The sequence below is a fragment of the Streptomyces sp. NPDC001858 genome (assembly GCF_053594615.1).
Window position 1 is genome coordinate 1 of the sequence record NZ_JBSFEV010000122.1, and the last position, 1,444, is coordinate 1,444.

A 1,444-nucleotide genomic window follows, 5' to 3' on the forward strand; every position below is an offset into this window, starting at 1 on the left:
TCGCCATCCGCCGCATGGACAAGGCCGGCGCCACCATCACCTCCACCAACCAACTCCTCGCCGAACTCGCCCACAACTGGACCACCGAAAACGGCAGCAAGATCATCAACATCGTCATGGAACTCCTCCCGCAGCAGTGACGGCCGGGCGGGGGTGCGGGACGCGCCCCGCGCCGCACCCTGCCCGGCGCGCCTCGCCGACAGCACCAGAACTCACAGGAGAGAAGAAATGACGAGCACCGTCACCCCGCAGACCCCGGACCGGGCCGCGGCCCCGAACGTGCCGGCCTTCGCCGAAGACCTCCCCGAGGGCTTCACCCAGGTCGTCCGCGAAGTCAACGGCGCGCTGATACACAGCGTCGTGGGCGGTTCGGGCGAGCCCCTCGTGCTGCTGCACGGCTGGCCGCAGACCTGGCGGGAGTGGCGTTACATGCTGCGCCCCCTCGCCGACCTCGGGTACACCGTCGTGGCTCCCGACCTACGGGGTACAGGTGGTTCGGCGGTCACGGAGGCCGGCTACGACAAGGACAACCAGGCACGCGACGTGCACGAGCTGCTCCAGGCCCTGGGACTGACCGGCCCGGTCCGCATGATCGGGCACGACATCGGCGGCATGGTCGCCTTCTCCTACGCCCGCCTGTACCCCGAGCGGGTCCACAAGCTGGCCCTGATGGACCTGGCCGTGCCCGGTTACGGCCTGGAGGAGATCATGGACCCGGCGTCGGGCGGCCTCTTCCACTTCGGTCTCTTCATGACCCCGGAGGCACCGGAGCTGCTGTTCCAGGGCAATGAGAAGGCCTTCCTGACCTGGTGGTTCGCGAAGATGGCCGCCAACTCCGCGGCCTTCCCGCCCGAGGAGATCGACACCATCGCCGCGTCCCTGAGCGGCCCGGACGCCCTGCGCGGCGGCTTCGAGCACTACCGGACCATGCTCCAGGACGGGCGGGACAACCGGGCCTGGGGCGAGGCGGGCGGAGTCCTGACGATGCCCGTCCTGGCCGTCGGCGGCGAACACAGCGTCGGGGGCTATCTGGCGCAGACCCTGAAGCCCGTCGTGCCCGGTGTGGAGGAAGCGGTGATCGCCGGCAGCGGTCACTACATCCCCGACGAGTACCCCGAAGCCCTTCTCGCCCTCCTCGCCCCGTTCCTGGCGTAGCCGAACGTGCCGGTCGGCCCCTCACCCCCATCACCCCGTACGAGACAGTAAGGACTCGCATCATGTCCATGGCTTTCCTGGCCCAGCGCGAACAGCAGCAGACCCTCGAATGGCTGGACGGCGGCACGTTCTCCGTCCTCCTCGACAGCAAGGCCACGGAAGGCCAGCTCACCGTGGGACGGTTCGACGTCGCGAAGGGGGAGGCCCCGCCGTTCCACCTGCACACCCGCGAGGACGAGATCTTCATGCTCATCAAGGGCGAGGCGCTTCTCTGGCTCGGCGACGAGCA

At 69.0% G+C, this 1,444-nt stretch carries 1 protein-coding gene and 1 pseudogene; both read left to right on the top strand.

All coding sequences use genetic code 11. The features are described from left to right. Positions 1-228 precede the first annotated feature (228 nt). Positions 229-1,155: an alpha/beta fold hydrolase gene (locus ACWCPF_RS45445; RefSeq protein ID WP_451051032.1), complete on the top strand. Its 927-nt coding sequence runs from the start codon at positions 229-231 to the stop codon at positions 1,153-1,155. Between the two features lie 62 nt (positions 1,156-1,217). Then, positions 1,218-1,444, top strand: a pseudogene (locus ACWCPF_RS45450) (cupin domain-containing protein); the annotation flags it as partial.